This window comes from Pigmentiphaga kullae (assembly GCF_004216695.1).
In the GTDB taxonomy this organism is placed as follows: Bacteria; Pseudomonadota; Gammaproteobacteria; order Burkholderiales; family Burkholderiaceae_B; genus Pigmentiphaga; species Pigmentiphaga kullae.
The window spans coordinates 248,711-273,055 of sequence record NZ_SGXC01000004.1 but is presented as its reverse complement, the minus strand read 5'-3'; the positions used below and the strand labels follow the sequence as shown (position 1 = coordinate 273,055).

The 24,345-nt window shown below is 68.2% G+C and carries 19 protein-coding genes; 17 read left to right on the top strand and 2 right to left on the bottom strand.

The window, feature by feature from the left end:
- The first annotated feature begins 30 nt into the window (after positions 1–30).
- The 3 genes from EV675_RS29340 (at position 31) to EV675_RS29330 (ending at position 3,112) form a co-directional block, all read left to right on the top strand.
- Positions 31–474: a copper resistance protein NlpE gene (locus tag EV675_RS29340; protein ID WP_130362199.1), complete on the top strand. Its 444-nt coding sequence runs from the start codon at positions 31–33 to the stop codon at positions 472–474.
- Between the two features lie 83 nt (positions 475–557).
- Entirely contained in the window at positions 558–1,793 is a 1,236-nt protein-coding gene (locus tag EV675_RS29335) for a UbiA prenyltransferase family protein (RefSeq protein WP_130362198.1), read from the top strand.
- 8 nt (positions 1,794–1,801) lie between these two features.
- The gene (locus tag EV675_RS29330; protein ID WP_130362197.1) at positions 1,802–3,112 is read left to right on the top strand and encodes an HdeD family acid-resistance protein; all 1,311 of its coding nucleotides are present in this window, start codon (positions 1,802–1,804) and stop codon (positions 3,110–3,112) included.
- A 185-nt stretch (positions 3,113–3,297) separates the two neighbouring features.
- Here EV675_RS29330 and EV675_RS29325 read toward each other — a convergent pair whose 3' ends face one another.
- Positions 3,298–3,846, bottom strand: coding sequence for a hypothetical protein (locus EV675_RS29325; protein WP_130362196.1), 549 nt, complete (start codon positions 3,844–3,846; stop codon positions 3,298–3,300).
- A gap of 325 nt (positions 3,847–4,171) precedes the next feature.
- Here EV675_RS29325 and groES point away from each other — a divergent pair, with 325 nt between their 5' ends.
- The 14 genes from groES (at position 4,172) to EV675_RS29255 (ending at position 23,206) form a co-directional block, all read left to right on the top strand.
- Positions 4,172–4,459: a co-chaperone GroES gene (gene groES, locus EV675_RS29320; RefSeq protein WP_130362195.1), complete on the top strand. Its 288-nt coding sequence runs from the start codon at positions 4,172–4,174 to the stop codon at positions 4,457–4,459.
- 59 nt (positions 4,460–4,518) lie between these two features.
- On the top strand, positions 4,519–6,165 hold the full coding sequence (gene groL, locus EV675_RS29315) for a chaperonin GroEL (RefSeq protein ID WP_124691025.1): 1,647 nt from the start codon (positions 4,519–4,521) through the stop codon (positions 6,163–6,165).
- Positions 6,166–6,337: 172 nt separating this feature from the next.
- Positions 6,338–6,856 carry a hypothetical protein gene (locus EV675_RS29310; protein ID WP_130362194.1) on the top strand — a complete coding sequence of 173 codons (519 nt, stop codon included), beginning with the start codon at positions 6,338–6,340 and terminating at the stop codon, positions 6,854–6,856.
- 76 nt (positions 6,857–6,932) lie between these two features.
- The gene (locus EV675_RS29305) at positions 6,933–7,907 is read left to right on the top strand and encodes a bifunctional helix-turn-helix transcriptional regulator/GNAT family N-acetyltransferase (protein ID WP_130362193.1); all 975 of its coding nucleotides are present in this window, start codon (positions 6,933–6,935) and stop codon (positions 7,905–7,907) included.
- A gap of 405 nt (positions 7,908–8,312) precedes the next feature.
- Positions 8,313–8,786, top strand: a complete 474-nt coding sequence (gene bcsD, locus EV675_RS29300; protein WP_130362192.1) for a cellulose biosynthesis protein BcsD — start codon at positions 8,313–8,315, stop codon at positions 8,784–8,786.
- A gap of 7 nt (positions 8,787–8,793) precedes the next feature.
- Positions 8,794–9,195: a hypothetical protein gene (locus EV675_RS29295; protein ID WP_130362191.1), complete on the top strand. Its 402-nt coding sequence runs from the start codon at positions 8,794–8,796 to the stop codon at positions 9,193–9,195.
- A 35-nt stretch (positions 9,196–9,230) separates the two neighbouring features.
- On the top strand, positions 9,231–11,441 hold the full coding sequence (bcsA, locus tag EV675_RS29290; RefSeq protein ID WP_130362190.1) for a UDP-forming cellulose synthase catalytic subunit: 2,211 nt from the start codon (positions 9,231–9,233) through the stop codon (positions 11,439–11,441).
- Positions 11,438–13,747, top strand: coding sequence for a cellulose biosynthesis cyclic di-GMP-binding regulatory protein BcsB (gene bcsB, locus EV675_RS29285; RefSeq protein WP_130362189.1), 2,310 nt, complete (start codon positions 11,438–11,440; stop codon positions 13,745–13,747). The genes bcsA and bcsB overlap by 4 nt, the downstream gene beginning before the upstream one ends.
- Before the next feature lie 17 nt (positions 13,748–13,764).
- Positions 13,765–14,991 (top strand): cellulose synthase complex periplasmic endoglucanase BcsZ, encoded by a 1,227-nt coding sequence (gene bcsZ, locus EV675_RS29280; protein ID WP_130362188.1) that lies wholly within the window; start codon positions 13,765–13,767, stop codon positions 14,989–14,991.
- Positions 14,967–19,271, top strand: a complete 4,305-nt coding sequence (locus tag EV675_RS29275) for a cellulose biosynthesis protein BcsC (protein ID WP_130362187.1) — start codon at positions 14,967–14,969, stop codon at positions 19,269–19,271. The genes bcsZ and EV675_RS29275 overlap by 25 nt, the downstream gene beginning before the upstream one ends.
- Positions 19,272–19,311: 40 nt before the next feature.
- A complete protein-coding gene (locus EV675_RS29270) occupies positions 19,312–19,974 on the top strand; it encodes an SGNH/GDSL hydrolase family protein (RefSeq protein ID WP_130362186.1) in 663 nt (220 codons plus the stop codon).
- Positions 19,971–20,624, top strand: a complete 654-nt coding sequence (locus EV675_RS29265; protein ID WP_130362185.1) for an alginate O-acetyltransferase AlgF — start codon at positions 19,971–19,973, stop codon at positions 20,622–20,624. The genes EV675_RS29270 and EV675_RS29265 overlap by 4 nt, the downstream gene beginning before the upstream one ends.
- 33 nt (positions 20,625–20,657) lie before the next feature.
- The gene (locus EV675_RS29260) at positions 20,658–22,067 is read left to right on the top strand and encodes an MBOAT family O-acyltransferase (protein ID WP_130362184.1); all 1,410 of its coding nucleotides are present in this window, start codon (positions 20,658–20,660) and stop codon (positions 22,065–22,067) included.
- On the top strand, positions 22,067–23,206 hold the full coding sequence (locus EV675_RS29255) for an alginate O-acetyltransferase AlgX-related protein (RefSeq protein ID WP_130362183.1): 1,140 nt from the start codon (positions 22,067–22,069) through the stop codon (positions 23,204–23,206). The genes EV675_RS29260 and EV675_RS29255 overlap by 1 nt, the downstream gene beginning before the upstream one ends.
- 21 nt (positions 23,207–23,227) lie before the next feature.
- On the opposite strand, the gene EV675_RS29250 is transcribed toward EV675_RS29255, so the two are convergent.
- The gene (locus tag EV675_RS29250; RefSeq protein WP_130362182.1) at positions 23,228–24,208 is read right to left on the bottom strand and encodes a Bug family tripartite tricarboxylate transporter substrate binding protein; all 981 of its coding nucleotides are present in this window, start codon (positions 24,206–24,208) and stop codon (positions 23,228–23,230) included.
- Positions 24,209–24,345: the final 137 nt, after the last annotated feature.

Genomic DNA, 24,345 nt, shown 5'->3' with positions numbered 1-24,345 from the left:
CGCGCGAGCGCCGGCAACCGGAGCGACATCATGAAAACCGCCGCCTTCGCGTGCCTTGCCGCCGTGCTCATCGCCGGCTGCGACGCGCCTCCCAGGGAACCCGACACGCCGGCCGCCAGCCCCGTCGTCGACGGGCACAACGCCCGCAACGCGCTGGACTGGAACGGCGTCTACGAAGGCACGCTTCCCTGCGCCGACTGCCCGGGCATCCGGACCCGGCTCACGCTGCGCCAGGATGGCCGCTACGAACTGGAGACCCAGTATCTCGACCGCCAGCCGCGCGCCGACCGCGTCGAAGGCAGCTTCACCTGGCAGCCCGACGGCACGCGCATCACCCTGGACCAGGCCGGGGACGGACGGCAGTATTTCGTGGCCGAGGGACGGCTCATCCAACTGTACACGGACGGCACGCGTCCCCAGGGCCCGCTGGCCGGCAACCATGAATTGCAGAAGGTGGCGAACCCCGGCCGTTGAACGGCCGTGTCATCTTTTTTCCTTATACTTTCGCCTGGGCAGAGCCGCTTCGACGGCCACAAGAACAACCACCGGGAATCGCCATGCCTTTCGCCAGCTTGCTTGGACGCCTCGCGCTCTGGGCCGCGCTCTATGTGGCCTGCGCCTATCTGTCGTTCTCTCTGGACGATCCCGTCACCCAGGTGTCCTTCGTCTGGTTCCCCGCCGGCGTCGCCGTCGCCGCCTTCTTCGCCATGCCGCGCGGCGCCTGGGCGGCTCTGGTCGCCGCGCTGTTCGCCGCCGACCTCGGACTGTCCGCGCTGACCGGCCATCCGCTGGTCCCCTCGGCCTGGCTCGCCGGCCTGTCGCTCGCCTCCACGCTCGGCATCGCCTGGCTCTCGCAGCGCTATGCCCAGGGCCGGGACGACCTGCACGCGGTGCTCGGCTGGGTGGCCGTCACCTTCGTGGTCAGCGCGCTGGCCGCCGTGGCCGGCAGCGCGGGACTGGCGCTGATCAAGCATGAAGTCCTGTGGGAGGCCGTCTCCGACCTGGCGTGGATATGGTGGGCGGCCACCGTGACCGGCGTGCTGTTCGGCGTCTCGGTGCTGATGGGATTCATGGGTTTTCGCACGGTGGAGGCGCCACCGGGACCGATCGGCCGTACCGTGGGCATCGCCGCGTGGCTGCTGCTGGCGGCCATGACCTGGTACGTGTTCGGCGTGCACCGCCCGTCCACGTCCGAAGCGCCGCTGCTGCTGGGGCTGGCCTGCATCCCGCTGGCGCTGGCCACCGTGGCGACGCTCAGCGGCGGCAACCGCATGGGTTCGCTGGCCGTGCTGACCATGGCGGCCATCGTCATCTATCACTCCAACGCCGGACGCGGCCCCTTCTTCCTGCGCGGCTTCCTGCCGGGCGAACCCCTGCTGCTGGTCCAGTGCTATCTGGTCTCGGTCGCCATGCTGCAGGTCTTCGTGCGGGTGCTGACCCGCGGCATCCGGCGCCCGCGCACGGCCGACGCCGGCGGCCGCGAGACCCTGTACCGGCTGGACCTGGCCTCGGGCACCATCGTCTGGGACGCGCCGCCCGACGCCCGCCCCGGCCCCGGAACGTTGGACGAAGTGCTGCGACAGGTCCATCCGGACGACCGCCAGGGCCTGCGCGAACGCCTGCGCGCCGCCGACGGAACGCCTGGGCTGGACCACCCGTTCCCGTTCCGCCTGGCGACCGCGCCCGACCAGTGGACCACCGTCGTCGACCTGAACCGGGGGGCCATGATGGGGCCCGACGGCGCTTTCATCATCGGCAGCTGGCGGCTGCCCACGCCGCACCACGGCGCATAAGGGAACCCATGATCCAGCTCGCCCTGCTTCTGTTCGGCGCCGGCTTCGTCCGCAGGAACATCCATCTGCTGCTGCTCATCGGCTTCGTCTGGGCCGCCCTGGGCGTGATCATCACCCTGGACGGCGTGGACGGCGCGCGCTACTTCCCGCTGACGCTCTTCGGCGCGCTGCTGCTGGTGGAAAGCCTGGTCACGCTGACGGTCGCCGGCAGCGGCATGGGCGCCCAGAAGGCGGTGCTGGCCTTCAAGGGCGGCATCTTCCTGCTGGTCGCCCTGCTGATCCTGGCCGGCGGGTCCATCAGCAACCTGCTGCTGGCCATCATCCTGGGCCTGACCTACTTCGTGCTGGGCGTGTTCCAGATCGCCTCGGCCTGGGTGCTGCGCTACGACCGGTGGCGCCTGTCCGCGCTGGGCGGCGGCGCCCAGGTCCTGTTCGGCCTGTTCCTGTTCCAGCCCTACCCCACCCACTACGCCGGCACCGTCTCGTACTTCATCGGCATCACCATGCTGGTCGCCGGCATCAACACCATGCGGGTGGCCGCCCTGGCCCGGAAGCTGAGCGAGCAGTCGTCCATGTTCGACCTGCTGGCGCCCGTGGACCTGCGCGGAACGAACGCCGGCGCGCCGCCGCCCGCCCAGCAGCCGGCGCCCGACGGCCCCCTGACCGTCCACGTCTGGACCCCGGAAGGTTCGGCCAAGGACAAGACCGTGTCGCGGCCGGTGTTCAACCGCTACATCGCCGCCGTCGACGTGCAGGGCGTAATCTCTACCGGGCACGCCGCCATGGAAGTCCCGCCGTCGACCTACATCAGCCTGTACCCCGCGGTGGACATCGACCGCTCGCCGTCCGAGTTCTTCAATCTATTGAAGGCGGTCAAGGAAAACGACGTGCCGGGCAAGTTCCAGCCCGACTACGCGACCGAGTCCAAGGCTTGGTGCCCGTCGAACTGGCAGGTCAGGTTCGAGCGGTACGACCACCAGAAGCTCCAGGACTTCTGGCGGCGCTACCGCGGGCAGGAAATCTACAACCTGACCCGGCGCAACTGTTCCAGCTCGGTCTCGTACGCGCTGGAGTCCGCCCTGGACGGCGTGCTGGACGAGCGCAGCCGCAGCGTGCGGCAGGTGCTGCGCACGCTGCTGATGCCTGAACTGTGGATCGCCGCGCAGGTGCGCCAGCGCGCCCAGGTCATGGCCTGGACCCCCGGCCTGACGCTGGACTACAGCCGGGCCCTGCGCGCGGTCATCCATCCGGTCCAGCAATCCTGGTTCTCGCGCTTCCTGGCGGCCGCGACGCGCATGACCTCGCGCAGCGGGGCCTGAGACGAGGCAGGTCAGCGCGGACGATTGCCCGCTGCTCGAATTCGAGCAATAATGACGGTGACGTAATAGCTGGTGAGCCTAAAGGCAAAAGCGTTGACTGCCGCGCAAGCGGTTCCGCCAAAAGCGGAGGCAACAGACCGCCAGACTACGGGGCCCCTTCGGGGGCCTTCGCTTTTTCTGGCCCTTCAGTTCCTGGGGGGCCGGGGCTTGATGCCCTGCAGCGTCAATTCAACCAGCCGTGTGAACCTGATGGAACCCCGCATGGGCAATTGCCGCCCCAAGACCAGTTCATAGGCACTCTGGATGGTCAGCAACACAGCCGGACCGGCTGAATCCTTGACCCTGAGGACGTTAAGAAATACGCCATACAGTGCGGCTTTCCCCTCAGCGACAGGCACGTCTACCGTCACATAGTTCTCACTCTTTGCGTAGCCGCACCTGCGGGTGGCCAATTCACGCGCAATCGTCGGCAATCGTGGGGACAAAGCATAGCGGTCGGGACAGAAGCTGCGCGTTTCGCGCTCATCCTTATAAAGCTGTGAAGGACCACCACTCTCTGCACGTGCGCGCGTGAAACAGTGCATGGCGAATGCCACGCGGATTTCGACGCGTTCCTGGTCGCTGATCGTCAACTCATACCGGAAAGGATGCAGGTGAGTCAGTGGATAGACCCGGCCGTCCGCATCGACATGAGGCGCCCAACGCATCATGCCTTCATACCAATTGACCCCCATTGCCCCTTCCGTGCCCTTGAATCCGTGAGGCGGCAAGTATGTCCCGCCAGCTTTATTTGCGGGGCGGGACATTGGACCGCAATGCCCATGGGACAAGAAGGTCTGGGTAAGGGCTCTCCCGAATACCCACCCCCCTTGAAAGCCCCCCATGCCATCCCTATAATTAGCACTCGATTGCAGAGAGTGCTAACAACGCCGCCCACGCGGCGTCCAGGCCTCCGGCAACAGGCCGAGGCGCCGCGTTACGGCGTGGCGCCGGCCAAGTACGGCTTTCCAGCCTCTTTTTCTGACAAATAGACGTCAACTTCGAATATCAGGAGTTTGTATGGCCCTCCGTCCCCTGCACGATCGCGTGATCGTCAAGCGCCTGGACAACGAGCGTAAAACCGCGTCCGGCATCGTCATTCCCGACAGCGCTGCCGAAAAGCCCGACCAAGGTGAAGTGCTGGCCGTCGGCCCGGGCAAGAAGACCGAAGACGGCAAGGTGCTGCCGGTCGACGTCAAGGTCGGCGACAAGGTCCTGTTCGGCAAGTACGCCGGCCAGGCCGTGAAGGTCGACGGCCACGAACTGCTCGTCATCCGTGAAGAAGAAATCCTGGCGGTGATCCAGTAAGCCTCGCGGCCCGCTGTCCGATCCCCCGGCATCAACACATTATCCAAGGAATTTCGTAAATGGCTGCCAAACAAGTCCAGTTCGGTGATGACGCCCGCGCCCGCGTCGTCCGTGGCGTGAACGTCCTCGCCAACGCCGTCAAGGTCACTCTCGGTCCCAAGGGCCGCAACGTGGTCCTGGAGCGCTCCTTCGGCGCCCCCACCGTCACCAAGGACGGCGTGTCCGTCGCCAAGGAAATCGAACTGAAAGACAAGTTCGAGAACCTGGGCGCCCAGCTCGTCAAGGAAGTGGCTTCCAAGACCAGCGACAACGCCGGTGACGGCACCACCACCGCCACCGTGCTGGCCCAGGCCATCGTGCACGAAGGCCAGAAGTACGTGACCGCCGGCCTGAACCCGATGGACCTGAAGCGCGGCATCGACAAGGCCGTCGCCGCCGCCATCGAAGAACTGAAGAAGATCAGCAAGCCCTGCTCGTCGAGCAAGGAAATCGCCCAGGTCGGCTCGATCTCGGCCAACAGCGATTCGTCGATCGGCCAGATCATCGCCGACGCGATGGAAAAAGTGGGCAAGGAAGGCGTCATCACCGTCGAAGACGGCAAGTCGCTGGATAACGAGCTGGACGTCGTCGAAGGCATGCAATTCGACCGCGGCTACCTGTCGCCCTACTTCATCAACAACCCCGACAAGCAAGTCGCGGCCCTGGACGACCCGTTCGTCCTGATCCACGACAAGAAGATCAGCAACATCCGCGAACTGCTGCCCGTCCTGGAACAAGTCGCCAAGTCGAGCCGCCCGCTGCTGATCATCGCTGAAGACGTCGACGGCGAAGCCCTGGCCACCCTGGTCGTCAACAACATCCGTGGCATCCTGAAGACCACCGCCGTCAAGGCCCCGGGCTTCGGCGACCGCCGCAAGGCCATGCTGGAAGACATCGCCATCCTGACCGGCGGCACCGTGATCTCGGAAGAGACCGGCCTGTCGCTGGAAAAGGCCACCCTGCAAGAGCTGGGCCAGGCCAAGCGCATCGAAGTGGCCAAGGAAAACACCACGATCATCGACGGCGCCGGCGACAGCAAGGCCATCGAGGCCCGCGTCAAGCAGATCCGCACCCAGATCGAAGAAGCGACCTCGGACTACGACCGTGAAAAGCTGCAAGAGCGCGTGGCCAAGCTGGCCGGCGGTGTTGCCGTGATCAAGGTCGGCGCTGCCACCGAAGTCGAAATGAAGGAAAAGAAGGCTCGCGTCGAAGACGCCCTGCACGCCACGCGTGCCGCGGTGGAAGAAGGCGTGGTGCCCGGAGGCGGCGTGGCCCTGCTGCGTGCCAAGCAAGCCATCAAGGACACCAAGGGTGCCAACGCCGACCAGGACGCCGGCATCAAGATCGTCCTGCGCGCCATTGAAGAGCCGCTGCGCACCATCGTCGCCAACGCCGGCGACGAGCCCAGCGTCATCGTCAACAACGTGCTGAACGGCAAGGGCAACTACGGCTACAACGCCGCCACCGGCGAATACGGCGACATGGTCGAAGCCGGCGTGCTGGACCCCACCAAGGTCACCCGCACCGCCCTGCAGAACGCCGCGTCGGTCGCTTCGCTGCTGCTGACGACGGAAGCCACGGTGGTCGAGCTGGTCGAAGACAAGCCCGCTGCTCCCGCCCCCGGCGGCATGGGTGGCATGGGCGGTATGGGCGGCATGGACTTCTAAGAAGTCCCTCCGCTGGTCCCGGGTCCGCCCGGGACACTGCTTCGAAACCCGCGAGCGTCCGCGCTCGCGGGTTTTTTCGTTTCGGCGGGTGCTACCGCATTTGGAGGATGACTCGCCGGATAGCGGTTCATACCATGGGCGTGCGTACACACTCGGCAAGGACCGCTCCGCCATGGACTCGGACAGCAGAATCTTCCATCGCCGCCTGGCCCGGCTCGCCCTGTTCGGGGCGGCCACGCTGTTTTGCGGCGCCGCGTCCGGCGCGACGTATTGCTCGTTCGTCAATCGCGACGACGGGGGCAACCGCAAGTTCACGGTGCGCATCGACACGGCCCGGTTCAAGGGCGAACCGGTGGCCGTCAACGATTGCACCCCAAGCACGATCATCGAGCTGATCACCCACCGGAACTACCAGATCCCGGAGCCGCTCTGGCTATCCTCGGGCTTCGACGAGGACCGGAATCGACTCAGCTACAAGCTGGTCATGCAACGGAGCGGGGGCTATTCCGGCCTCGCCCAGGCCGTCATCGTCGAAGCCATCGACAGCAGCGAAGTCGGCGAGGTGTATCCGATCCACCTGGAGCCCGTCGATTCCATCAACGTCATCTTCGTTTCGGGATCCAACAACCAGGCGCGCGAGAAGGTCCCGAAACGCAAATACATCCTCGAAGGCAAGTTCAATTCGAATTGACTTTCGCCCTGGGCTCTTGACCGGGTTGCGCACCGCAACTATATTGTTGCGATACGCAACTCATGAGCAAGAAACCATGGAACCCATGGCGGCGCCCCCCCTCCCCGCGGACCCGATCATCCAGGAACTCCGCGAGTTCTCCCGCAAGCTGGTCCGCGAACTCGGCTTCATGCGCGCCACGCTGGCGGATACGGATCTGGCGCCCTCGGCGGTCCATGCCGTTCTCGAGATCGGCGCCGCGCCCGGGATCCATGCGAAGGATCTCGGCCATCTGCTGAAACTGGACAAGTCGAACACGAGCCGCCAACTGGCCCGGCTCGAGGCGGACGGCCTGATCAGGCGCCAGGCCGCCGAAGACGACGGACGTTCGGCGGCGCTGCACCTGACCCCCGCCGGCCAGGCGCTGCGCAGGAAGATCGACCGGTTCGCCACGGCCCAGGTGTCGGATGCGCTGCGGCGCATCGTTCCCGCCGACCAGCAGGCCCTGGTCCGCGCGCTGGCCCAGTATGCGGACGCCCTGGCCCAGAGCGCCGGCACGCCGGCCAGCAGCGCCTCCAGCGGCATCCACGAAGGTTATCGGCCCGGCTGCATCGGCGATGTCGCGAGCCTTCATGCGCGCTTCTATTCCGAGCACTGGGGCTTCGGCGTCTTCTTCGAGAAGAAGGTGGCCACGGAACTGGCCGCTTTTGCGCAGGCGCTGCCCGGCGACGGCAAGGCCCTGTGGCTCCATGTGGAAGACGGCCGCACCCTGGCCTCCCTGGCCATAGACGGCAATCCCGCTTCGGGCATCGCCCATCTGCGGTGGTTCATCGTCGATGACGCGCTGCGCGGCACCGGCGTCGGACGGGAGCTGATGTCTCGCGCGATGCGGTTCGTGGACGACCGTTTCCAGGAGACCTGCCTTTGGACGTTCAAGGGCCTGGACGCGGCGCGCCACTTGTATGAATCGTTCGGCTTTCGCCTGGTGCAGGAATCGGAAGGCGAACAATGGGGGGCGAAAGTCACCGAACAGCGATTCAGCCGTCTTCGCCCGAGCCCTCATCCGGACTGACGGCAGCCCGGCCGCTGTCCCGCCATCGGGCCGGGGTTCTATATGATGCCGATATGATGCGGATGAACAACATAAACAAGGATGAAACGAACGCAACAAAACATTGCGTGGGTCATGCATCTAGGCTAAATTCCGACTGTCTCCCCTGATTACCCTGGGGCAGACTACTCAAGACGCAAGGTCATGCTTCAAGAATACGTGCCGGAAACACGTAGCTCCGCCTTGCCAGAATGGGCGCAGACCCCATGAAGCGAATCCCCCCGGCCCACTGAGGCCCTTGTCCCGCCCCGCAGGAGGCGCCGTTACCCATATCCGCATTTCTTCGCATTCCGTTCGCGCTCGCGTCCGGAAGCGTCGTGCATTGGCACGTGCGGACGAAACGATCATCCACGACAAGGACTTCCCATGGACGCTACTTCTTCCGTCATCAGCTATCTTTCCAGCCGCCAGGTCGCGGCGCAATGGAAGGTATTCCTGCTAGCGACCTCGCAGGAACTGGCCGAGAAATTCTCGGCCGCCGAATTGCGCACCTTCATGCGCCGCGTGGGCGGCCGCTTCGGGCGCGAGCTGCCCGTGCCGGCCTGCACGACGCTGGACGACATCCAGCTGGCCATGAGCCAGATCTGGACGCGCCTGGACTGGGGCTGGGTCGAGATCACGGACCAGACCGATCACTTGCGCCTGCAGCACTACTGCGCCCCTCTCGAGGCCGCCCTGGGGCGTGAAGCCCTGGCCTGGACGCCCTCGTTCCTGGAGGGCGTCTACCAGCAGTGGTTCGAGCAACTGGGCGCCGGCGACAGGCTGCGCGTTTCCCAGGTTTCCGACTTCGACGGCATCGGCGGCATAGGCTTGCGCCTGGGATCGCCCGTCGCGGCCTGAGGTGGCCATGGATACGACCAATCATCCCGAAGCGGGGAATACGCCCCAGCCCGTCACGCCGCCGGCCCTGCCCGCCGTAAGCCGCTGGCCCGCCCTGGCCCAGCGCCGCGCGGTTCCGGCCATCGGCAGCGTGGCAGGCGAACCTGCGGCGGAGCCGCCCACCGTGTACGTCCCGCCCACCCGCTTCCAAGCTACCGATGAAGCGCCCGTGGCGCCGGAGACGGCCGCGATCCCGGACGCCGGCCAGGCCGCCCCGGCGCACGCCGCGGCGCCATCCTCGCCTGCGCCGGCCCCGACCCCGGACCAGCCGATCGCGGAGATCTTGGCCCGCCTGCGCGGCTACGCCGACGATGGCCGGCCGGATCCCCAGGCGATGCCCGCACTGTTCCAGCGCCTGCTCAGGAACTGATCCATGAAGCCGAGCCAGCCCCGAAGGAGACCGGCGTGAGTCCGCTGCCGCCAGCCGTCCCCACTTCCCACCAGGCGCCCGCCGACGCGCGCGCCGACCGCGTGGCCGCCCTGCCGCTGTGGAGCCACCGGCTCGTGCGGATCGTGCTGGCCGCCCTGGCCTGCTTCAGCCTTGCCGTCGTCATCACCGCCCCCCTGGAAGCGCTGCCGCAACTGCTGCTGTCCCTGGCGGCCCTGGTGGCCGCGCTGGTCTTGCGCAACGTCGCGGGGCGCCTGCCGACGGTGTTGATGGTGCTCCTGTCGGCAACGATGTCGCTGCGCTACATGTACTGGCGGCTGACCTCGACGCTGGATTTCCAGAGCTGGCTGGACATCGCCTTCGGCTACGGCCTGCTGCTGGCCGAGATCTATGCCCTGTCGGTACTGCTGCTGGGCTATCTGCAAACCATCTGGCCGCTGCGCCGGCTGCCGGCCGCGATGCCCGCCGATCCGGCGACCTGGCCGTCGGTGGATATCCTGATCCCGACCTACAACGAGCCGCTGGACGTGGTGAAGCAGTCGGTGCTGACCGCCGTCTCGCTGGACTGGCCGGCCGACCGCCTGCACATCTTCGTGCTGGACGACGGCCGCCGCAAGGAATTCCAGGACTTCTGCTCCGAACTGGGCGTGGGCTACATCGCGCGCAGCAACAACGAATCGGCCAAGGCCGGCAACCTGAACGCGGCGCTGGAACTGACCAGCAGCGAGTACGTGGCCGTGTTCGACTGCGACCACATCCCCACCCGCTCCTTCCTGCAGATCTGCATAGGCTGGTTCCTGAAGGATCCGAAGCTGGCGATGCTGCAGACGCCCCACTATTTCTTCTCGGCCGATCCGTTCGAGAAGAACCTGCATACCTTCCGCGCGGTGCCCAACGAGGGCGAGCTGTTCTACGGTCTGGTCCAGGACGGCAACGACCTCTGGAACGCGGCGTTCTTCTGCGGTTCGTGCGCGGTCCTGCGCCGCAGCCAGCTCGAGGAAGTGGGCGGCATCGCCACCGAGACGGTGACCGAGGACGCCCACACCGCCCTCAAGCTGAACCGCGCGGGCTACAACACGGCCTACCTGGCCGTCCCGCAGGCGGCCGGCCTGGCGACGGAAAACCTGTCCCGCCACATCGGCCAGCGCGTGCGCTGGGCGCGCGGCATGGCGCAGATCTTCCGCGTCGACAACCCGCTGTTCGGCAAGGGCCTGAGCCTGAGCCAGCGCATGTGCTACCTGAATGCCATGCTGCACTTCTTCTACGGCCTGCCGCGCCTGGTGTTCCTGACCGCGCCGCTGGCCTTCCTGTTCTTCGGCGCGCACGTGTTCCAGGCATCGGCGCTGATGATCACGCTGTATGCCTTCCCCCACCTGATCCACGCCAATCTGACCAGTTCGCGGATGCAGGGGCGCTTCCGCCACTCGTTCTGGAACGAGGTCTACGAATCGGTGCTGGCCTGGTACATCATGCGGCCGGCGCTGCTGGCCCTGATCAACCCCAAGCTCGGCAAGTTCAACGTCACCGCCAAGGGCGGCGCCCAGGGCCAGGCGTGGTTCGACTGGGACATGGCCAAGCCCTACCTCGTGCTGCTGACCCTGAACATCGCCGGCCTGATCGCCGGCCTGATCTCGCTGGCCGTCGTCGACTATGACTCGGGCGGCCTGTTCACCCTGGCGATCAACCTGGTCTGGACCCTCTACAACATCATCATCACCAGCGCGAGCATCGCCGTCGCCCGCGAGGAGCGGCAGTTCCGCTCGCAGCCCCGCGTCGCCGCGCAGATCCCGGCCATGCTGCGCCTGCCGAACGGCAAGACCGTGGCGTGCAGCACCACCGACTATTCCGCGACCGGCCTGGGCATCCAGCTGCCGCCCGAACTGGAACGGCTGGAGATCGGGCAGGAACTGCACGTGGCCCTGTTCCGCGGCACCGAGCAGCGGGTCTTTCCCGCCACCATCGTGTTCTCGACCGACCGCCACCTGGGCCTGCGCTTCGAATCGCTGACGCTGCAACAGCAGGTGGAAATGGCCGAGATGACCTTCGCGCGCGCCGACACCTGGGCCGAGAACTGGGGCCAGAACACGCCTGACGCGCCGCTGGTCGGCCTGCGCGAGGTCGTGCGCATCGGTGTGCTCGGCATGAAGCAACTCGCCCTACACGGAGGCCAGGCCGTGCGCGCCCGGCTGCAAGCCCGTCCTATCCAAACCAGGATGAAGAATCGATGACAACAACCAGAAATCTTCCTCGCAAGCGCGCCCACGCGTTGTCCGCCAGGCCGCTCGCGGCGATGCTGGCCGCGGCGCTGCTGCTGAACTCGCTGCCGCTGCAGGCCGCCACCCAGCCGGCTCCGGCCCCGGCCGGCGGCGAGGCCCCCGTCAAGCCCGAGCAGTTGGTGTCGGGCGGCCGCACCTATGGCGTCACACTCAAGCAGCTCGGCGCGGGCGCGCCCATGGTGATCCGCGGCGTGGAAGGCAGCTTCAGCCTGCCCTTCGACATCCGCGCCGACGAGGTGGTGTCCTCGGCGCGGCTGCGCCTGCGCTACACCTATTCGCCCGCGCTGCTGGCCGACCTGTCGCACATCAACGTGCTGGTCAATGGCGAAGTCGCGGCCTCGGTGCCGGTACCCAAGGAAAGCGCGGGCGAGCCCAGGGAAACGCTGGTCGACCTGCCTTCGCAGCTCATCACGCAGTTCAACAACCTGAACGTGCAGCTCATCGGCCACTACACGATGGAGTGCGAGGATCCCCTGCACTCCAGCCTGTGGGCCAACGTCAGCAACCGCAGCACGCTGGAGCTCACGGTCACGCCGCTGGTGCTGGCCAACGACCTGTCCATCCTGCCCCTGCCCTTCTTCGACCGGCGCGACAGCCGGCCGCTGACGCTGCCCTTCGTGTTCGCCGCCGCGCCGGACAACACGACCCTCGAGGCGGCCGGCATCCTGTCGTCTTGGTTCGGAGCGCTGGCGAGCTACCGCGGTGCGCGCTTCCCGACCGCCGTCAACCAGTTGCCCACCAAGGGCAACGCCATCCTGCTGACCACGGGCGAGCTGCGCTCGAGCGGGCTCGACCTGCCCGCCCCCAGCGGGCCGAGTGTCACCCTGGTCCCCAACCCCAACGACATGTACGGCAAGCTGCTGGTGCTGGGCGGCCGCGATGCCAAGGAGCTCAAGCGCGCCGCCCAGGCCGTGGTCACGGGCAGCAAGGCGCTGACCGGCCAGCGCGCGGTCATCACGCAGCTGGCGGAACTCGAACCGCGCAAGCCCTATGACGCGCCCAACTGGCTGCGCAGCGATCGGCCGGTCAAGTTCGGCGAACTGGTGCCGCCCACCAGCCTGAACGTCTCGGGCTTCGCGCCTCCCACCATTCCGGTCGACCTGCGCCTGCCGCCCGACCTGTTCGGCTGGCGCGAGAGCGGCATCCCGCTGGACCTGCGGTATCGCTACACGCCCCAGCAGCTGTCGACCAGCTCGACCATGACCCTGGGCGTGAACGACCAACTGGTGAAGTCCTTCCCGCTGCCGTCGATCGAACGCCTGAACGGCGGCGAGGGCCTGCTGGCCAAGCTCCAGACGGACAGCAGCATTCCCGTGCGGGCGCAGATGGAGCTGCCGCTGCAGCTGATGCCGCCGCGCTCGCGGCTGCAGTTCCGCTACCAGTACGACTACATCAAGGAAGGCCAGTGCCGTGACGTGATCATCGACAACGTCCGCGGCGCGATCGAACCGGATTCGACCATCGACATCTCCGGCTTCAAGCACTACATCGCCCTGCCCGACCTGGCCGTGTTCCACAACAGCGGCTTCCCGTTCACCCGGATGGCGGACCTGTCGCAGACCGCGATCATTCTTCCGGACAGTGCCGGCACCGCCGAGTACAGCGCCTACCTGGGCGTGCTGGGCCGCCTGTCGGAATCGACCGGCTATCCCGCGCTGAACGTCACGGTCGCGCGCGCCGATCAGGTCTCGGGCCTGGCCGACAAGGACCTGCTGGTGATCGCATCGGGCGACAACCAGCCCCTGCTCAAGCAATGGAGCAGCCAGCTGCCCGTCTCCCTGGCCGAGGGCGGCCGCCGCTTCAGCCTGTCGGACTGGGTCTACCAGGCCTGGAACTGGGTCGTTCCCAATCCGCGCGAGGACACGGGCAAGGCCCGCAATTCGCTGTCCTTCACGACCGACGGCGCCAGCGTGGTATTCGCGGGCTTCGAATCGCCGCTGCGCAGCGGCCGCAGCGTGGTCGCGATCTCGGCCACCCGCCCCGAAGGCCTGGCCGAAGCCGTGGATGCGCTGATCGGCGAGGACCGGACCGAGTTCATCCAGGGCAGCGTGTCCGTCGTGCGCGGCAAGCAGGTCGACTCGCTGGTCTCGGGCCCGACCTACTACGTGGGATCGCTGGGCTTCTTCAAGAGCATCCAGTGGTACGCCGCCCGCCAGCCCTGGATCCTGCTGCTGCTTGCCGTGTTCGGCATCGCGCTGCTGGGCCTCCTGGTCTACATCGCGCTTCGCGCCCGGGCGGCCCGCCGCCTGAACGCCTGAGCGACGCCGGTGGCCAGATGAAGACGCACCCAGCCATCGGGCGGCTGCCATGGCGCCTGGCCGCCATGGCGTCGGCGCTATCGTTCGCGCTGGCCGGGCCGGCGGCAGTCCGCGCGGCCGCCGGCCCGGACGCGTGCACGCCCGCGTGGCCGCTATGGCAGGCATTCGGGACGCACTTCATCCAGCCCGACGGCCGGGTGCTGGACGCCAGCACGCCACGCCTGCACTCCTCGTCCGAAGGGCAGTCCTACGGCATGTTCTTCGCCTTGGTCGCCAACGATCCGGCCGCCTTCGACAGGATGTGGCGCTGGGCCGTCGACAACCTGGCCGGCGGCGACATCGGCGCCCGGCTGCCCGCGTGGTACTGGGGCAAGCGCGAAGACGGCACCTGGGGCGTGCTGGACGACAACTCCGCCTCGGACGCCGACCTGTGGTTCGCGTATGCGCTGTTCGAGGCCGGCGAGAGATGGCGCCGCGACGACTACCTGCGCGACGCGCGCGCCCTGCTGGCCCGCATCGAGGCCGAGGAAACCGTCGAACTGCCGGGCCTCGGCCCTATGCTGCTGCCCGGCCGCCGCAGCTTCGCGCGGCCGGACTCGCTCTGGCAGATCAACCCCAGCTACCTGCCGCTGCCGCTGCTGCGCCGGCTGGCCATGGTTTCGCCGTCGGGTCCCTGGGCCCGGATCGCCGACAACACCGCGGCCTTGCTGGCCGCCGTCAGCCCCAAGGGCTACGTGGCCGACTGGGTCGCCTATCGCGGCGCCTCGCCCGCCAGCGGCCTGTTCGTGGTCGACCCCATCAAGGGCGACCTGGGCAGCTACGACGCCATCCGTACCTACCTGTGGGCCGGAATGGCCCCCACCAGCGATCCGCTGGCCGCCCCCATGCTGCAAGCCCTGCGCGGCATGGCCGCCGCGACCGCGAGCGCCGGCACGCCACCCGAGCGCGTGCGCGCCATGACGGGCCAGACCGAAGGCACCGGACCGTTCGGCTTTTCGTCGGCGCTGGTGCCCTACTTCACGGCCAAGAAACAGCCCTGGCTGGCCGACCTGCAGCGGCGCCGCGCCCAGGCCCTGCTGGACGAAAGCCTGCGCACGGCAGGGCCCGGCCGCCAGCCCCCCTACTACGACGTCGTGCTCAGCCTGTTTGGATTGGGCTGGGCCGAAGAACGCTATCGATTCCTAAGCACTGGACAAGTGCAACTATCCTGGGAGAAAACATGTCCGCCCACCGTCGCTCGCTAGCGCCCCGGCGCCGGGCCGCCCCAAGCCCGGGCCGCGCTGGAGGTGGTTTTCTGACGGCCGGCCTGCTGGCCGCCCTGGCCATTTCCCCCAGCCTGAACGCGCAGACCCCGCCGGCAGCCCCCGCGCAGACGCCTTCGGCCACGACCACGTCGCTGCTCGAACAGGGCCGCTACTGGCAGGCCCGCAACAATGACGCGCGCGCCGCCGAAGCCTGGGGGCGCCTGCTGCAGGCAGACCCCAAGAACGCCGAGGCGCTGTACAACCTGGGCCTGCTCGAACTGAAGGCCAACCGGCCCGCGCGCGCACGGGAGTACCTGGCGCAGCTGCGCGCGCTGGGGACGGCTGAAGTCGATGCGGTGCGGCTGGAGCAGGAGATCACCCTGCGCGCCGGCGACAATCCGAAAACGCTCGAACAGGCCCGGCTGCTGGCCAGTTCGGGGGAGATCGACAAGGCCGTGGTGCAGTACCGGTCCGTGTTCGGCGGCAAGGCCCCGCAAGGCCGCATCGCGCTGGAATACTACAGCTACCTCGGCTACACCAACGACGGCTGGGACGAGGCGCGCCAGGGCCTGGAACGGCTACAACGCGAAAGCCCCGACAACGTCCAGGTCTCGCTCGCACTGGCCAAACTGCTGACCCGCAAGGAAAGCACCCGGGCCGAGGGCATCCGCCGCCTGGCCAGGCTGTCGTCCCGCCAGGACGTCGGCGGCGAGGCCGATGAAAGCTGGCGGGCGGCGTTGACCTGGTACGGCGATCCCCGCCCCGCCGACGCCCCCCTGTTCGAAGCCTACTTGAAGGCCCATCCGGACGACACCGAGATCCGCCAGCAATACAGCCGCACACGCAAGGCCGGAGGAGGCGCCGCGGCCCGCGCCGCCACTCCCTCGCCGCAGGACGCGCAGCTGAGCCGCGCATTCAAGGAACTGGAAGGCGGCAACCTCGACAGCGCCGAGGCGGACCTCACCGCCCTGCTCCAGGCCAATCCCAACCACGCCGACGCGCTGGGTGGCATGGGCGTCCTGCGCCTCAAGCAGGAGCGTCCCGACGAAGCCGTGGAATTCCTCACGCGCGCCACGCGGCAGCCTCGCGCGCGCGGCGGCTGGCAACAGGTGCTGGGCGTGGCCCGGTACTGGTCGCTCAACGCCAGCGCCGAACGCGCACGCCAGGCCGGCGAACTGGAGAAAGCGCAGCAGCAGCTGGAACAGGCCGTCAAGCTTTCGCAGAACGACCGGACGGCCGAGGTCGCGCTGGGCGGCGTACTGGCCGAGCGCGGCCAATACACGCAAGCCGAGAAGATCTTCCGCGGCGTGCTGGCGCGCGACAAGGACAACCTTGCCGCGCTGCAGGGCCTGGTGAACGTACTGGCGCAGACCGACCGCATGGAGGAAGCGCTGCGGCTGGTCTCGCAACTGAGCCCGGCCGACCAGCAGAAGCTGGGCGGCGTCGGCCAGTTGCGCGCCACCCAGGCACGCAACGATGCCCGCAAGGCGAGCGAACGGGGCGACTACACCGCCGCGCGACGGCTGCTGGAAGACGGCCTGCGCGCCAATCCCGACGACGCCTGGCTGCGCCTGGACCTGGCGCGCCTGTACCTGAAGACGGGCAGCATCGCCGAAGCGCGGGGCGTGGTCGACGGCCTGCTGCTGACCAACCCCGACGACCCCGGCGCGCTACAGGCCAGCGCCCTGTTGTCCGCCGAAGTCCAGGACTGGGACGCGGCGCTCAAGACGCTGGACAAGATCCCGGCACGCAACCGGACCAAGGAAGTCATCGACCTGCAGAAACTCGCCTGGACCCAGTACCAGGTATCGCAGGCGGTCACGCTCGCGCGGGCCGGCAAACCGGACCAGGCCAAGGCCATCCTCGCGCAACTGGAACCCGAGGTGGCGCAGAGTCCGGGACTGGTCGGCTCGCTCGCGTCGGCCTACATCGACGCCGGCGACAACATGCATGCCTTGAGCATGCTGCGCCAGGCAATGGCCCGCACGTCCACCCCCGACAACGACCTGCTGCTGCAATACACGGTCGTGCTGCTCAAGACCGACCAGGACGCCGAGGCCGCGGGCATCCTGCGGCAATTGCAGACGCAGACGCTGAACGACCGGCAGACCCGCAGCTTCGACGACCTGCGCAAGCTCTATACCGTGCGCCAGGCCGAAGCGCTGCGCCAGCGCGGCCGCATCGCGGATGCCTACGACGTGCTGGCGCCGATGCTGGCGAAGTATCCCAACGACCCCCTGGTCGTGGGGGCGCTGGCGCGCATGTACTCGGCGGCCGGCGACGGCGCCAAGGCGCTGGCCCTGCACCGGCAACTGCTGGAGAAGGATCCGGACAATGCCGAACTGCTGACCGCCGCCGCCCAGGCCGCGGCGCAGGCCAGGAATACCGACTACGCCGAGGCCGCGCTGGCCAAGGCCGTCAGCCTGCAACCCAACAACCCGACGGTGCTGGCCTCGGTGGGCCGGGTCTACAACAGCATGGGCAAGAGCGGCAAGGCCGCGGAATACCTGAAGGCGGCCCTGGCCGCGCAGGCCGCGGCCAAGGTTCCGGCAGCCCCGCAGGCGACCGCGGCGGCGCCGGCCCCCCGGGTCAACGACGACAATCCTTTCGCCAGCCTCCCCGGCCAGGTCCGCAGCAATCCGCCGGCCCAGCGGGTGGCGGGCGCGGCACCGGCGGACACGACGACCGTCTCCTACGGCGGCCCCGTCTTCGGTACCCAGGTCACGGCGCCCGCCGCCTACGCCGCGGCCGCACGCGGGGACGGACGCGCCGCGGCCGCGCCTGTGCCCGCGGCGCTGGCCGCGCCCGTGCCGGCGGCGCGCGCCTCGTCCAGCGCGGAGCCCGCGCCGGTCGTCTCCTCGGTCCGCGCGGACCTGGAATCCGCGACCGTGCAGGCACCGTTCGTCGCCACGGTATCGGCGCCGCCGCCGGGTACCGTCCCGCCGCCTTCCCCCGGCGCCATTCCCGACCCGGTGATCGGCCTCGAACCCGCCCCCACCCTGCCGCCGTCCCCCTTCCGCCGGTCCGGCGGCTCGCAGGCCAACCTGGCCAGGGCCTCGGCCGCGCCTGCTGCGCCCAAGACGCTGGAAGAGGAACTGGATGCGATCCAGCAGGCCCGCAGCGCGACCATCACCGTCGGCACGACCATGCGCCAGCACAACGGCGCCGGCGGCATGGGCCGCATGCTGGACGTGGAGACGCCGGTCACGGTGGACTTCCCCGTCGGCGACGGCCGCGCCTATGTCCAGGCCACCCCGGTCACCCTGCGCGCCGGCTCGGTCGGCGGCGATTTCGCGTCCAGCAGCCAGTTCGGCGGCGGCCCCGCCGCCGCGAATGCCCAGCAACAGGGTGCCGTCGGCGCGCCCGGCTCGCAGAACGCCAGCGGCGTGGGCGTCGCGGTGGGTTACCAGTTGTCGGGGCTGAAGCTGGACCTGGGCGTCACGCCCTTCGGTTTCCGCTACCAGAACATCGTGGGCGGCGCCCGCTTCGACGGCGAGGTCGCCAACGAGGACGGTCCGCGCCTGTCCTATGGCGTGGAAGCCTCGCGCCGCGCGGTTACGGACACTGTGCTCTCCTACGCGGGCACGCGTGACAGCCGGACCGGCGAAAGCTGGGGCGGCGTGACGGCCACGGGCGGACGCCTGCGCGGCGGCCTGAACTACGATGGCTACGGCTTCTACGGCAGCCTGGGCTGGCACAGCCTGAACGGCCACAACGTGCAGTCGAACAGCCGGCTGTCGGGCGGCGCGGGTTTCTACACGCAGCTCATCCGCGAACCCAACCGCACCCTTACCTCGGGCCTGGACCTCACCGTTTTCGGCTACGACAAGAACCAGGGCTACTACACGGTGGGCAATGGCGGCTATTTCAGCCCGCAGCGCTTCGTCGCGCTGAGCGTGCCGCTGGCATGGGCGCAGCGCCAGGGCCGCTTCAGCTACCAGATCAAGGGCGCGATCGGCGTTCAGCACATCAAGCAGGACGCCGTGAACTACTTCTCGGATCCGGCCCGCCAGGCCCAGGCCGAAGCCATCGCCGCGGCCTATGGCACCCGTGCCAGCTACGCGGGCCAGAGCAAGACCGGCATCGGCTACGGCCTCGCGCTGGCCGCCGAATACCAGCTCGCGCCCAAGTGGTTCCTGGGCGGCAATTTCAGCATCGACAACGCGCGCGACTATCGGCAATACAAAGGGGGCGTCTACGTACGCTATGCTCTCGAGCCGCAAACGGGCCCGGTCCCCATGCCGGTCCCTCCCTTCGCCTCGCCCTACGCGAGCGAATAACCGAATCACCTTACTGCTGTAGGCATCACCGGAGTACGAAATGGTTTCATTGATCGCTGGCCTGACGATCCTCATCATCGGCGACAGCCACCTGGCCACCCCCTCCTACCTGATCGGGTCGCTGCATGACGGCCTGCTCCGGCAGGGGGCGAAAAGCGTGCACACCATAGGCGTGTGCGGCACGACACCCGCCGAGTGGCTGACCGCCACGCCCGGCTCCTGCGGCGGCGCCGAGCGCATCGGCAGCGCCAAGGCGGTCGTCAAGGGCAAGGCCGCCGCGACCGAACCCATTTCGCAGTTGATCGCCAAGGAAAAGCCCGACCTCGTCGTCCTGGTCTTCGGCGACACGATGGCCGCCTATACCAAACCGGACTTCCCCAAGACCTGGGCCTGGCAACAGACGACCTCGCTGGTCAAGGCCATTTCCTCCACCAACACCAAGTGCGCATGGGTGGGGCCGGCCTGGGGCAGCGAAGGCGGCAAGTACGGCAAGACCTTTCCCCGCGTGCAGCTGATGTCGAAGTTCCTGGAGGCCAATGTTCCGCCCTGCCAGTACATCGATTCGCTGAAATTCGCCAAGCCCGGACAATGGGCCACCGTGGACGGCCAGCACTTCACGCAGGCCGGCTACAACGCGTGGGGCTCGGCCATCACGCAGGCGCTGGCCAACGCGCCGGCAACCAAGGGAGCCAACGGCAAATGAAACCCACCCTGATCGCGGCACTGGCCTGCCTGCCCGCGCTGAGCGCGCACGCGGCCGGCATTGCGCTCTATCCGACGGGCCCGGCCGAGGACTCGGCCTTCGTGCGCTTCGTCAACGCCACGTCCGGGCCGCTGGAGGTCCAGGCCGCCGGCTCCGGCGCGACGCTGTCGCTGCCGGTCGACAAGCCCGCCTCCGGCTTCATGCCGGTGGCCGCCGGCAAGCCGGTCAAAGGCACGCTGGCCGGGGGCGGCCAGGGCCTGCCGGTGTCGGTCAACGTCAAGCCCGGCGAGTTCGCCACCGTCGTCGCGCTGGACAAGAAGGCGACCGTGGTCCTGAAGGAATCGCCCGACGACTTCAACGCCATGCGCGCGTCGCTGGCGCTCTACAACGCCGATCCCGCCTGCCGCCAGGCCGGGCTGCGCACGGCCGGCCGCAACGTCGGCATCTTCGAGAACGTCGGCCAGGGCCAGACCAAACGCCGCCTGATCAATCCCGTGGCGGTGTCGGTGGAACTGACCTGCGACGGCAAGCCGCAAGGCGCGGCCCGCGATCTGGGCGCGCTCGAGGCGGGCCAGCGCTATACCGTCCTGGTCGTTCCCGGTCCCCAGGGCCCCCGCACGCTGTTCGCCAACGACGCACTGACCCGCTGACCCCGCTTCCCGAGTTCCCCCACAGGTCATCTCATGGTCTTTGCGTCGCTGGAATTCCTCACGCTGTTCCTGCCGCTGTTCCTGCTCGTCTACGCGGCCGTGCCGGCGTCCTGGCGCAACGCCGTGCTGATGTTCTCCAGCTGGATCTTCTATGGCTGGTGGAGCCCGCTGCTGCTGTTGCTGTTCATCGCGCTCATCCTGGTCGGCTGGATAGGCGGCATGGCCATCGACAACACCCGCACCGAGCGCCAGCGCATGCTGATGCTGACGGCCTTCATCGCGATCAACCTGTCCGTGCTGTGCTGGTACAAGTACGCCAACATCCTGGTCGAGACCTTCAACCAGGTGCTGGCCTGGAGCGGCGCGATGCCCGTTCCCTGGCAGAAGATCGCGCTGCCCATCGGCCTGTCCTTCATCGTGCTGCAGTCGATTTCCTACCTGATCGACGTGCAGCGCCGCGTCGTGCCGGCCGACCGCAGCCTGGTGAACTTCGGCGCCTATCAGGCCATGTTCGTGCACCTGATCGCCGGCCCCATCATCCGCTACGACTGGGTGGCGCGCGAACTGCGCGAGCGTACCGTCGACTGGCCCCAGTTCACGCAGGGCGCGCGCCGCTTCATGATCGGCTTCGGCATGAAGGCGCTGATCGCCGACACGTTGTCGCCGCTGGTGCAGACCGCCTTCTCGCTGTCCGCGCCGACGTTCGTGGACGCCTGGCTGGGCTGCTTCGCCTACAGCCTGCAACTGTTCTTCGACTTCGCCGGCTACAGCGCCATGGCCATCGGACTGGGCCTGATGCTGGGTTTTCATTTTCCCGAGAACTTCAACCATCCCTACCTGGCCGCCAGCATCCAGGACTTCTGGCGCCGCTGGCACCTGTCGCTGTCGAGCTGGCTGCGCGACTACCTCTACATTCCACTGGGCGGCAATCGCAAGGGCGAGGTGCGCACCTACGTCAACCTGCTGCTGACCATGGCCATCGCCGGCCTCTGGCACGGCGGCGACAACTGGAACTACCTGCTGTGGGGCATCGCCCACGGCCTGGCGCTGGCCGGTACCCGGCTGTGGGGCCATGCCTCGCTGCCCGAGCCGCCCGCCGTGCTGTCGCGGGTGCTGACCCTGCTGTTCGTCATGCTGGCCTGGACGCTGTTCCGGGCGCACTCCTTCGGCTCGGCCCTGGACATGTACGCCGGCCAGTTCGGCCTGAACGGCTACGCGCTGGGCGATGCCCTGCGCGTCCAGCTTCGCCCCGCCCACCTGATGGCCATGGTCCTGGGCGTGCTGTGCATCGTCTACCCGGCGGTGGACGCCTGGCTGGCGCGCGGCGGCCGGCCGGCGCTGCTGCGCGCCTGGGACGGCGCCTGGCCGGTGGCCGGCTTCCTGCTGGGCTTCTCGCTGATCGCCAGCCGCGGCGCGGTCCCCTTCCTGTATTTCCAGTTCTGATGGACAAGACCTCTTCCCGCTCCGGTCCCCGCTACGCGCTCGCGGGCTGTGTCATGGCCGTCGTCCTGGCGGCGGGCCTGCTGTCCAATGGCTACGGACTGCTGGTCGAACGACTGCCCCTGACCCGCCACGCGCCCGACTGGCCCGGCTTCCTGGACGGACGGGTCACCGCCGAGATCGCCGACACCCTGGCCAAGACGCCGTTGCCGTCCGGCTCGGCCAGCCTGGAACGCGGCGCGAGCTGGCTGGCGGTGGGCGACCTGGGCCCGCGCGTGCGCCAGGGCTGCCCGGACTGGCTGTTCCTGGCCGACGAACTGGAGCCGCATGCCGGCGGCGACGAAGCCCTGCGGGCGCGTGCCCGGGAAGTCGCCGACCTGCGGACGCGGCTGGCCGCGCGCGGCATCGAACTGCTGGTGGCCACGGTACCCGACAAGAGCCGCATCGCGGCCGGCCAACGCTGTGGCGTCTATCGCCCGGCCGCGCTGGAACGGCGCCTGCGCGAGTGGAACGGCCTCCTGCAAGCCAGCGGCGTGCGGACCGTGGACCTGGAACTCGCCCTGCGCAAGCTGCGCGTGCCGGGGTTCCTGCGCACCGACACCCACTGGAACGAGGCCGGCGCGGAAGCGGCGGCCGGCGCCATCGCGGCAGCCGCCCGCTCGTTGCCCTCGGCGGCCGAGACACTGCAGCCGCACCAGGCCTTCGCCATCACGCGGGGCCAGCCGCAGCCACTGGCGGGCGATCTGATCAGGCTGGCCGGCATAGACTGGCTGCCGACCCCGCTGCTGCCGGCCCTGGACCTGGAACCGCGCACGGCCTTCGCGCCGGTGACGGACACCGCCGCCCCGGCCAGCGAAGACGACCTGTTCGGCGACGCCGACCTGCCGCGGGTGGCCTTGATCGGCACGTCCTACTCGCGCAACTCGAACTTCGTCCCGTTCCTGGAAGCCGCGCTACAGACCCGCGTGGTCAATTTCGCCCGCGACGGCGGCGAATTCGCCGGCGCCGCCCAGGCCTATTTCAAGAGCGAGGAATTCCGCGACACGCCGCCCCGCCTGATCGTCTGGGAAATCCCGGAGCGTTCGCTGCAACGCCCCCTGGACGGCGAGACCGCGATCTGGAAAGCCGCCGCGGCGCGCTGACGCCGCGGGCGGTCAGCGTGGCTACTCCACCTTCGCGCCCGAGGCCTTGACCACGGTCGCCCAGGTCTCCACCTCGTCCTTGATGAAGGTTCCGAACTGCTCCGGCGTGGTCTTGGCCGTGACGGCACCCAGGTCCTTGAAGCGCTGCTGCACGTCCGGCTTGGCCAGCGCCTTCTGCACGGACGCGTTGACCTTGGCGATGACATCGGGCGGCGTGCCCTTGGGCGCGATCAATCCGAACCAGGACGACACGTCGAACTTGTCGTAGCCCGACTCCATCATGGTGGGCAGGTCGGGCGCGGTGGCCGAGCGTTCGGCGGTGGTGACCGCCAGCGCGCGCAGCTTGCCGGCCTGCACGTGCGGCCAGGCCGAGGGCATGTTGTCGAACATCAGCTGCACCTGGTTGCCGATCAGGTCGGTCAGGGCCGGGGCGCTGCCTTTGTAGGGGATGTGGGGAATGTCCACGCCCGCCCGCAGCTTGAACAGCTCGCCCGCCATGTGGATGGAGGTGCCGCTGCCCGACGACGCATACGAGAGCTTGTCCGGGTGCGCCTTGACGTAGGCCACCAGTTCCTTGACGTTCTTGACCGGCAGCGACGGATTGACGACCAGGATGTTGGGCACCTTGATGACCAGCGCGATGGGCGCGAAATCCTTGACGATGTCGAAGTTCAGGTTCTTGTACAAGGTCTGGTTGATGGTGCTGGTGACGGCTACCATGTACAGCGTGTAGCCGTCGGGCTTGGCGCGGGCGACCAGTTCGGCGCCGATGTTGCTGCCGGCCCCGGGCTTGTTCTCGACCACGAAACTCTGGCCCAGGTCGTCGCCCAGCTCCTTGGCGATGATGCGGGCGGCGACGTCGGTGGTGCCGCCGGCCGAGAAGCCGACCACCACGCGTACCGGCTTGTCCGGGTACGAGGCCGCGGCGGCGGGGCCGGCGGATACCAGGGAAACCAGCGCGGCCAGGCAGGCCGCACGGGCCGATGACGGGAAATGCCTCATGGGTGCGTCTCCTTCTTGTATCGGTGGGGAATTTTCCAACGGGATCTATGTCAACATCGGCGTCCGGCTCCGACCATTGTTGCAAACCCGAAGCATGCGCCGCGGACGCGTTTCGCTGTATCCTGCGGCCGACCCTT

What these genes read in the sequence shown, in the direction of transcription:
- EV675_RS29340 (WP_130362199.1), top strand. Translation starts at nt 31, where the DNA reads ATGAAAACCGCCGCCTTCGCGTGCCTTGCCGCCGTGCTCATCGCCGGC.
- EV675_RS29335 (WP_130362198.1), top strand. Translation starts at nt 558, where the DNA reads ATGCCTTTCGCCAGCTTGCTTGGACGCCTCGCGCTCTGGGCCGCGCTC.
- EV675_RS29330 (WP_130362197.1), top strand. Translation starts at nt 1,802, where the DNA reads ATGATCCAGCTCGCCCTGCTTCTGTTCGGCGCCGGCTTCGTCCGCAGG.
- EV675_RS29325 (WP_130362196.1), bottom strand. Translation starts at nt 3,846, where the DNA reads ATGGGGGTCAATTGGTATGAAGGCATGATGCGTTGGGCGCCTCATGTC.
- groES (WP_130362195.1), top strand. Translation starts at nt 4,172, where the DNA reads ATGGCCCTCCGTCCCCTGCACGATCGCGTGATCGTCAAGCGCCTGGAC.
- groL (WP_124691025.1), top strand. Translation starts at nt 4,519, where the DNA reads ATGGCTGCCAAACAAGTCCAGTTCGGTGATGACGCCCGCGCCCGCGTC.
- EV675_RS29310 (WP_130362194.1), top strand. Translation starts at nt 6,338, where the DNA reads ATGGACTCGGACAGCAGAATCTTCCATCGCCGCCTGGCCCGGCTCGCC.
- EV675_RS29305 (WP_130362193.1), top strand. Translation starts at nt 6,933, where the DNA reads ATGGAACCCATGGCGGCGCCCCCCCTCCCCGCGGACCCGATCATCCAG.
- bcsD (WP_130362192.1), top strand. Translation starts at nt 8,313, where the DNA reads ATGGACGCTACTTCTTCCGTCATCAGCTATCTTTCCAGCCGCCAGGTC.
- EV675_RS29295 (WP_130362191.1), top strand. Translation starts at nt 8,794, where the DNA reads ATGGATACGACCAATCATCCCGAAGCGGGGAATACGCCCCAGCCCGTC.
- bcsB (WP_130362189.1), top strand. Translation starts at nt 11,438, where the DNA reads ATGACAACAACCAGAAATCTTCCTCGCAAGCGCGCCCACGCGTTGTCC.
- bcsZ (WP_130362188.1), top strand. Translation starts at nt 13,765, where the DNA reads ATGAAGACGCACCCAGCCATCGGGCGGCTGCCATGGCGCCTGGCCGCC.
- EV675_RS29275 (WP_130362187.1), top strand. Translation starts at nt 14,967, where the DNA reads ATGTCCGCCCACCGTCGCTCGCTAGCGCCCCGGCGCCGGGCCGCCCCA.
- EV675_RS29270 (WP_130362186.1), top strand. Translation starts at nt 19,312, where the DNA reads ATGGTTTCATTGATCGCTGGCCTGACGATCCTCATCATCGGCGACAGC.
- EV675_RS29265 (WP_130362185.1), top strand. Translation starts at nt 19,971, where the DNA reads ATGAAACCCACCCTGATCGCGGCACTGGCCTGCCTGCCCGCGCTGAGC.
- EV675_RS29260 (WP_130362184.1), top strand. Translation starts at nt 20,658, where the DNA reads ATGGTCTTTGCGTCGCTGGAATTCCTCACGCTGTTCCTGCCGCTGTTC.
- EV675_RS29255 (WP_130362183.1), top strand. Translation starts at nt 22,067, where the DNA reads ATGGACAAGACCTCTTCCCGCTCCGGTCCCCGCTACGCGCTCGCGGGC.
- EV675_RS29250 (WP_130362182.1), bottom strand. Translation starts at nt 24,208, where the DNA reads ATGAGGCATTTCCCGTCATCGGCCCGTGCGGCCTGCCTGGCCGCGCTG.